We start from the raw sequence: 8,075 nt of genomic DNA, 5'->3' as shown, positions 1-8,075 counted from the left end.
CCCGCACCGTGCGGCCCACCCCGCCCGCCGGCGGCGGACGTCGCCGTGGGGCGCCGCCTGACGCCCGTCAGGCGGCGACGGGGACGGCGTCCTCGGCGGGGGAGGGATCCGGGGCCGGCGCGACGGGACGGCGTTCGCGGGTGGCCCACTGGACCGAGAGGGTGGCCAGCAGCACCAGGCAGGAGCCGAGCATGTGCGCGCCCACCAGCAGCGCAGGCAGGTTGGTGAAGTACTGCACGAAGCCGATCAGGCCCTGACCCAGCTCCACCGCGACCAGCACCAGGGCGGCCCGTGCGGCCCGTTCCGCGCCGACCGCGCGGAACGCGAAGACCAGCGCCACGGAGAGGCCGATGAGCAGGAAGACGCTGTCGGCGTGCACCTGGGCGATCGATTCCGGGTCGAGGCCGTTGCGGGCCGCGCCGTGGTCGCCCGCGTGCGGGCCGCTGCCGGTCACCCAGGTGCCGATCACCAGCACCGCCGCGCTGACCACGGTGGTGATCACCGCCAGGGTCCGCAGCGGCGCCGGCACCACGGCCACCGCCGGGCCGACCGGGTCCCCGATCCGCCGCCACAGCGCGTACGCGGCCGCGATCACGAGCATCGAGGCGAGGAAGTGCAGGCCCACCACCCACGGGTTGAGGTCGGTGAGCACGGTGATGCCGCCGACGACCGCCTGGGCCGGGATGCCGAAGAGCACGGCGACCGCGAGGGGGAGCAGCTCCCGGCGGCGGGGGCGTTGCAGCAGCACGGCCACCAGCACCGCCAGCGCGATGACGCCGACCGCGAAGGTGAGCAGGCGGTTGCCGAACTCGATCGCCCCGTTGATGCCCATCTCGGCGGTTGCCACGTACGACTCGTCCGTGCACCGGGGCCAGGTGGGGCAGCCGAGGCCGGACTGGGTGAGCCGGACCGCCCCGCCGGTGACGACGATGCCCACGTTCGCGATGATCGAGGCGAGCGCGAGACGGCGCAGCAGGGCGGTGGAGACCGGGAACCGGACGGATGGAGTCACGGCGCAAATCCTACGCACCGTAGTGATCGAGGTTCGTGCGACTCCGCCGGCGCGGTGGTTCGGATCACCGGGACCCGGGTTTGCGGCCCCCCGACGAATTACGTAACGTGGTCGTTGTGAAAAACGCGGCGGCGCTCTCCGGGCACCAGCCGGCGGCCGCCCCGGCCGCCGGTCAGCCCGTGTCCGCCAGCGACCTTTCCACCCGGGACCGGGTCACCCACCTGTTGCTGGAGCGGGGGGCGACCACCGCCGCGCAGCTCGGCTCGGCGCTCGGGCTCAGCCCGGCCGCGATCCGGCGGCACCTCGACGCGATGCTCGCCGACGGTGACGTGGTCGCCCGCGACCAGACGGTCCGCGGTCACCGGGGCCGGGGCCGCCCGGCGAAGGTGTTCCTGCTGACCGACGCGGCCCGGGGCCGCTGCGGCACCCACCACTACGACAACATGGCCACCGCCGCGCTGCGCTGGATCGCGCGCAACGGCGGCGCCGACGCGGTCGAGGCGTTCGCCGCCGACCAGGTCGCCGCCCTGGAGGCCCGCTGCCGGGCCGCCATGGAGGACGCCGGCGACGACCCCCTCGCGCGGGCCGAGGCGCTCGCCGGGGCACTGACCGCCGAGGGCTACGCTGCCAACGCGTCCACGATCGCCTCCGGCGGCCAGCTCTGTCAGCACCACTGCCCGGTGGCGCACGTGGCCGCCGAGTTCCCCCAGCTGTGCGAGGCCGAGACCGCGGTGATCTCCCGCCTGGTCGGCACCCACGTGCAGCGCCTGGCCACCATCGCGCACGGCGACGGGGTGTGCACCACGCACATTCCCGCCCAGCCGGGGCGCGCCCAGTCCGCTAAGACCGTCACCACTGTGAGGACAGATAGATGACCGAGCAGATCGTCCAGCCCCTGACCCAGGAAGAGCAGCTCGCCGCCCTGGGTCGCTACGAGTACGGCTGGGCCGACCCTGACGTCGCCGGGGCGGTGGCCCAGCGCGGCCTCAACGAGGCGGTGGTGCGGGACATCTCGGCCAAGAAGAACGAGCCGGCCTGGATGCTCGACCTGCGGCTGAAGGGCCTGCGGCTGTTCGGCCGCAAGCCCATGCCGGCCTGGGGCGCCGACCTCACCGGGATCGACTTCGACAACATCAAGTACTTCGTCCGGTCCACGGAGAAGCAGGCCACCAGCTGGGAGGACCTGCCCGAGGACATCAAGAACACCTACGACAAGCTGGGCATCCCCGAGGCGGAGAAGCAGCGGCTGATCGCGGGCGTCGCGGCGCAGTACGAGTCCGAGGTCGTGTACCACAAGATCCGTGAGGACCTGGAGGAGCAGGGCGTCGTCTTCCTCGACACCGACACCGCCCTCAAGGAGCACGAGGACCTGTTCAAGGAGTACTTCGGCACCGTCATCCCGGTCGGCGACAACAAGTTCGCCGCGCTGAACACCTCCGTCTGGTCCGGCGGCTCGTTCATCTACGTGCCGAAGGGCGTGCACGTGGAGATCCCGCTGCAGGCCTACTTCCGGATCAACACGGAGAACATGGGCCAGTTCGAGCGGACGCTGATCATCGTCGACGAGGGCGCGTACGTGCACTACGTCGAGGGCTGCACCGCGCCGATCTACTCCTCGGACTCGCTGCACAGCGCCGTGGTGGAGATCATCGTCAAGAAGAACGCCCGGTGCCGCTACACGACCATCCAGAACTGGTCGAACAACGTCTACAACCTGGTCACCAAGCGCGCCGTGTGCCACGAGGGCGCGACCATGGAGTGGATCGACGGCAACATCGGCTCCAAGGTCACCATGAAGTACCCGGCGGTCTACATGACCGGCGAGCACGCCAAGGGCGAGGTGCTCTCGGTGGCCATGGCCGGCGAGGGCCAGCACCAGGACGCCGGCGCCAAGATGGTGCACGCCGCGCCGCACACCTCCTCCACCATCGTCTCCAAGTCGATCGCCCGGGGCGGCGGCCGCACCTCGTACCGTGGCCTGGTGCAGGTGCTGGAGGGCTCGACCAACAGCCGCAGCACGGTCAAGTGCGACGCGCTGCTCGTCGACACCATCTCCCGCTCCGACACCTACCCGTACGTCGACATCCGTGAGGACGACGTGTCGATGGGGCACGAGGCCACCGTCTCCAAGGTCAGCGAGGACCAGCTCTTCTACCTGATGAGCCGGGGCCTGAGCGAGGACGAGGCGATGGCGATGATCGTGCGCGGCTTCATCGAGCCGATCGCCAAGGAGCTCCCGATGGAGTACGCCCTGGAGCTCAACCGCCTGATCGAGCTGCAGATGGAGGGCGCGGTCGGCTGACCCGCGGCTGATTCCCGGCGCGACGCCGACCCGTCGCGCCGGGCCGCGACCAGCCCGACCCACCCTCCGATCAATGACACCGTCGTCGCGAAACAGACCAAGGAAGAGATGACTACCCAGGCTTCCGCGCCGCCCAGCACCAAGTCGCAGGCGCTCCGCTCGTACGACGTCGCCGACTTCCCGGCCCTCACGGGCCTGGAGGAGGAGTGGCGCTTCACCCCGCTCAAGCGCCTGCGTGGCCTGGTCGGCGGGGCGCAGGCCGCCACCGGCACGGTCCGCCACGAGTACGGCGACCTGCCCGAGGGCGTGACCGTCGAGCGGATCGGCTCCGACGACCCCCGGCTGGGCAGCGTGCTCACCCCCGTCGACCGGGTCAGCGCGCTGGCCTACGGCGGGGCCGGGCAGGCGCTGCTGGTCCAGGTCGCCCGCGACGCCGTGGTCGCCGACCCGGTGACCCTGCGGGTGGTCGGCGACGGCGCCGAGGGTGTCGCCTTCGGGCACACCTTCGTCGAGGTCGGCCGGTTCGCCAAGGTGACCCTGGTGCTGGAGCACGCCGGTTCGGCAACGCTGGCCGACAACGTCGAGGTGGCGGTGGCCGACGGGGCGAAGCTGACCCTGGTCACCGTCGCCGACTGGGCCGACGACGCCGTGCAGGCCCAGCACCTGAAGGTGAAGCTGGGTCGGGACGCCAGGGTGGTGCACGTCCAGGTCTCCCTCGGTGGCGACCTGGTCCGGCAGTACACCTCGGTGGAGTACACCGACCGGGGCGGCGAGGCCGAGCTGTACGGCCTCTACTTCGCCGACTCGGGGCAGCACCTGGAGCACCGCCAGATGGTCGACCACAGCGTGCCGGACTGCCGCAGCTACGTCGGCTACCGGGGCGCCCTGCAGGGCGAGAGCGCGCGCACCGTCTGGGTCGGCGACGTGCTGATCCGCGCCGAGGCGACCGGCACCGAAACGTACGAGATCAACCGGAACCTGCTGCTGACCGACGGCGCGCGGGCCGACTCCGTACCCAACCTGGAGATCGAGACCGGCGAGATCGCCGGCGCCGGCCACGCGAGCGCGACCGGCCGCTTCGACGACGAGCAGCTGTTCTACCTGATGGCCCGGGGCATCCCGGAGGCCGAGGCGCGGCGCCTGGTGGTCCGCGGCTTCTTCGCCGAGCTGATCAACAAGATCCCGGTCGAGGAGCTGCGCGAGCGGCTCGGCGACGCGATCGAGGCCCGGCTGAGCAAGGCCGGCGCCTGATGATCAAGATCTGCTCGACCGAGGACGTGCCGAAGGGCACCGCGATCGCCGCGGACGTCGACGGCACGCAGATCGCGATCGTGCACGGCGAGGACGACGCCTTCTACGCCGTCTACGACGAGTGCTCGCACGCCGCGGTCGCCCTCTCCGAGGGGGAGGTCTCCGGCTGCACGCTGGAATGTTGGCTGCACGGTTCCCGTTTCGACCTGAGGACCGGCGAGCCGACCGGGCTGCCCGCCACCGAACCCGTTCCCGTCTATCCCGTCGAAGTCCGCGACGGCGACATCTACGTCAGCCTCACGCCGAGCAATGGAGTGACCCGATAATGAGCACCCTGGAGATCCGCGACCTGAAGGTGTCGGTCAAGCTGCCCGAGGGTGAGCTCAAGCCGATCCTGGCCGGTGTCGACCTGACCGTCCGCTCGGGCGAGACCCACGCGATCATGGGGCCGAACGGCTCCGGCAAGTCCACCCTGGCCTACTCGATCGCCGGCCACCCCAAGTACGAGATCACCGGCGGCTCGGTGACCCTCGACGGCGAGGACGTGCTGGCCATGTCCGTCGACGAGCGGGCCCGCGCCGGCCTCTTCCTGGCCATGCAGTACCCGGTCGAGGTGCCCGGCGTCTCGGTGGCGAACTTCCTGCGTACCGCCAAGACCGCCATCGACGGCGAGGCGCCGAAGCTGCGCACCTGGGGCGGCGAGCTGCGCGGGGCCATGGAGCGCCTCCAGATGGACCCGGCGTTCGCCCAGCGCAACGTCAACGAGGGCTTCTCCGGCGGTGAGAAGAAGCGGCACGAGATCGTGCAGCTGGAGCTGCTCAAGCCGAAGATGGCCATCCTCGACGAGACCGACTCCGGCCTCGACGTCGACGCGCTGCGCGTGGTCAGCGAGGGCGTGAACCGGGTCCGCGACACCGGCGACACCGGCCTGCTGCTGATCACCCACTACACCCGGATCCTGCGCTACATCAAGCCGGACTTCGTGCACGTGTTCGTGGCCGGCAGGATCGTCGAGCAGGGCGGCCCGGAGCTGGCCGACAAGCTCGAGGAAGAGGGCTACGAGCGGTACGTCGCCGGGGCCGGTTCGGCGCGGGCCTGATTCCTCTCGGAGAATGGGTGGGCCGGTCGACATGACTACCATCGCGATCCCGCCGGGGATGCCGCAGTACGACGACGTGCCGCGTTACGACGTGGCGAAGGTGCGCGCCGACTTCCCGATCCTCGACCGGGAGGTCAACGGGCACCGGCTGGTCTATCTCGACAGCGCCAACACCTCGCACAAGCCGCGGCAGGTGCTCGACGTGCTCGCCGAGCACTACGCGATGCACAACGCCAACGTCTCCCGCTCGGTGCACACGTTGGGCACGGAGGCCACCGAGGCGTACGAGGGCGCCCGGGCGAAGGTCGCCGCGTTCGTCAACGCGTCGAGCCCGGACGAGGTGGTGTTCACCAAGAACTCCACCGAGGCGATCAACATCGTCGCGTACGCCTTCTCCAACGCCTCGCTGCGGCCCGACGCCGACCCGCGGTTCCGGCTCGGCCCCGGTGACGAGGTGGTGATCTCCGAGATGGAGCACCACTCGAACATCGTCCCGTGGCAGCTGCTCTGCGAGCGGACCGGCGCGACGCTGCGCTGGTTCCCGGTCACCGAGCACGGGCGCCTGGACGAGTCGGGGCTGGATGACCTGGTCACCGAGCGGACGAAGATCGTCTCGCTGGTGCACATGTCCAACATCCTCGGCACCGTCAACGCCACCGCGCGGATCACCGAGCGGGTCCGCGAGGTGGGGGCGCTGCTGCTGCTCGACTGCTCCCAGTCGGTGCCGCACATGCCGATGGACGTGGTCGACTACGACGCCGACTTCGTCGTGTTCACCGGGCACAAGATGTGCGGCCCGACCGGCATCGGGGTGCTCTGGGGCCGGGCCGAGCTGCTGGCGGTGATGCCGCCGGTGCTCGGCGGCGGTTCGATGATCGAGACGGTGTCGATGGCGCGTTCGACGTTCGCCGCGCCGCCGGCCCGGTTCGAGGCGGGCACCCCGCCGATCGCCGAGGCGGTCGCGCTCGGCGCTGCCGTCGACTACCTCACCGGCATCGGGATGCGGGCCATCCAGTGGCACGAGAAGGAGCTGACGGCGTACGCGCTGGACGCCCTCGCCACGGTGCGCGGCCTGCGGATCTTCGGGCCGACCGTGCCGGTGGGCCGGGGCGGCACCATCTCGTTCGCCCTCGGCGACATCCACCCGCACGACGTCGGGCAGGTGCTCGACTCGCTCGGCGTGCAGGTGCGGGTGGGACACCACTGTGCCCGGCCGGTGTGCACCCGGTTCGGCGTGCCGGCCATGACGCGGGCGTCGTTCTACCTCTACACCACCACCGAGGAGATCGACGCCCTGGTGGCGGGCCTGGAGCAGGCGCGGAAGGTGTTCGAGTGAGCGGCGACGCAGGAGCCCGCGGATCGACGGGAGTTCAGCCTGATGCAGCTTGAATCTCTTTACCAGGAGATCATCCTGGACCACTACAAGCACCCGCACGGCCGTGGCCTGCGCGACGCGGACGACCCGGGCGCCCGGGTCGCCGAGGCGCACCACGTCAACCCGACCTGCGGCGACGAGGTCACGGTCCGGGTGGCGACCGACGGCGACGTGCTGCACGACGTCTCGTACGACGGCATGGGCTGCTCGATCAGCCAGGCGTCGGCGAGCGTGTTGCACGAGCTGCTGGTCGGGCGGGGCGCGGGTGAGGCGTTCCAGGTGCACGAGGCGTTCGTGGAGTTGATGTCCGGCCGTGGTCAGGTCACGCCGGACGAGGACGTGCTCGGTGACGGGGTCGCGTTCGCGGGCGTCGCCCGCTACCCCGCCCGGGTGAAGTGCGCGCTGTTGCCGTGGATGGCGTTCAAGGACGCCGCGGCACGCGCCGGCGTGGGCGTGAGCCCTTCGGAGGTTAAGGCATGAGTAGCGAGGACACCGCCACCGCGGCGACGCCGGCGGCCGAGGGCACGGCGACGCCGGCCACGGACACCGCCGCGCCGGCCTCGGGTGACGGCGGCAAGGCCGCGGGTGCCCGGGCCGCCGTCGCCGACATCGAGGAGGCGATGAAGGACGTCGTCGACCCCGAGCTGGGCATCAACGTGGTCGACCTCGGCCTGCTGTACGGGGTGCACGTCGGCGACGACAACGTCGCCACGCTGGACATGACGCTGACGTCGGCGGCCTGCCCGCTGACCGACGTGATCGAGGACCAGGCCCGCCAGGCGCTGACCACCGGCCCCGGCGGCGGCCTGGTCGACGACATCCGGATCAACTGGGTGTGGCTCCCGCCGTGGGGCCCCGACAAGATCACCGACGAGGGACGCGACCAGCTCCGCTCCCTCGGCTTCAACGTCTGACCCGGCCCAGCGTCGGTCCCCGTCGAGCGCGCCCCCCCCCCCCCGCCGGCCGCCCCCCCCCCGAGGGGGGGCGGACCAACCCCCGCGAGGGCGCTCTACACCCGGTAAAAACCACACACCAA

At 71.2% G+C, this 8,075-nt stretch carries 9 protein-coding genes; 8 read left to right on the top strand and 1 reads right to left on the bottom strand.

Going from position 1 to position 8,075, the window contains the following annotated elements; all coding sequences use genetic code 11:
- Nucleotides 1–67: 67 nt before the first annotated feature.
- The gene (locus ABZ793_RS34380) at nt 68–1,030 is read right to left on the bottom strand and encodes a COX15/CtaA family protein (protein ID WP_357465125.1); all 963 of its coding nucleotides are present in this window, start codon (nt 1,028–1,030) and stop codon (nt 68–70) included.
- A 98-nt stretch (nt 1,031–1,128) separates the two neighbouring features.
- Here ABZ793_RS34380 and ABZ793_RS34375 point away from each other — a divergent pair, with 98 nt between their 5' ends.
- The 8 genes from ABZ793_RS34375 to ABZ793_RS34340 all read left to right on the top strand — a co-directional run bounded on the left by ABZ793_RS34375 (nt 1,129) and on the right by ABZ793_RS34340 (nt 7,953).
- A complete protein-coding gene (locus ABZ793_RS34375) occupies nt 1,129–1,887 on the top strand; it encodes a transcriptional regulator (RefSeq protein WP_357465123.1) in 759 nt (252 codons plus the stop codon).
- The gene (sufB, locus tag ABZ793_RS34370; RefSeq protein ID WP_357465121.1) at nt 1,884–3,314 is read left to right on the top strand and encodes a Fe-S cluster assembly protein SufB; all 1,431 of its coding nucleotides are present in this window, start codon (nt 1,884–1,886) and stop codon (nt 3,312–3,314) included. Before ABZ793_RS34375 ends, sufB begins: the two co-directional genes overlap by 4 nt.
- Before the next feature lie 108 nt (nt 3,315–3,422).
- Entirely contained in the window at nt 3,423–4,565 is a 1,143-nt protein-coding gene (gene sufD / locus ABZ793_RS34365) for a Fe-S cluster assembly protein SufD (protein ID WP_357465119.1), read from the top strand.
- On the top strand, nt 4,565–4,891 hold the full coding sequence (locus ABZ793_RS34360) for a non-heme iron oxygenase ferredoxin subunit (protein ID WP_350686402.1): 327 nt from the start codon (nt 4,565–4,567) through the stop codon (nt 4,889–4,891). The genes sufD and ABZ793_RS34360 overlap by 1 nt, the downstream gene beginning before the upstream one ends.
- On the top strand, nt 4,891–5,664 hold the full coding sequence (gene sufC, locus ABZ793_RS34355) for a Fe-S cluster assembly ATPase SufC (RefSeq protein WP_350686401.1): 774 nt from the start codon (nt 4,891–4,893) through the stop codon (nt 5,662–5,664). Before ABZ793_RS34360 ends, sufC begins: the two co-directional genes overlap by 1 nt.
- A 31-nt stretch (nt 5,665–5,695) precedes the next feature.
- Nucleotides 5,696–7,000, top strand: a complete 1,305-nt coding sequence (locus ABZ793_RS34350) for a cysteine desulfurase (RefSeq protein WP_357465116.1) — start codon at nt 5,696–5,698, stop codon at nt 6,998–7,000.
- Between the two features lie 42 nt (nt 7,001–7,042).
- Nucleotides 7,043–7,519 carry a Fe-S cluster assembly sulfur transfer protein SufU gene (gene sufU, locus ABZ793_RS34345; protein WP_357465114.1) on the top strand — a complete coding sequence of 159 codons (477 nt, stop codon included), beginning with the start codon at nt 7,043–7,045 and terminating at the stop codon, nt 7,517–7,519.
- Nucleotides 7,516–7,953 carry a metal-sulfur cluster assembly factor gene (locus tag ABZ793_RS34340; protein WP_357465112.1) on the top strand — a complete coding sequence of 146 codons (438 nt, stop codon included), beginning with the start codon at nt 7,516–7,518 and terminating at the stop codon, nt 7,951–7,953. The genes sufU and ABZ793_RS34340 overlap by 4 nt, the downstream gene beginning before the upstream one ends.
- Nucleotides 7,954–8,075: the final 122 nt, after the last annotated feature.

The organism is Micromonospora sp. NPDC047465, assembly GCF_040643125.1.
Taxonomy (GTDB): domain Bacteria; phylum Actinomycetota; class Actinomycetes; order Mycobacteriales; family Micromonosporaceae; genus Micromonospora.
This window is presented reverse-complemented; position numbering and strand designations above follow the sequence as displayed.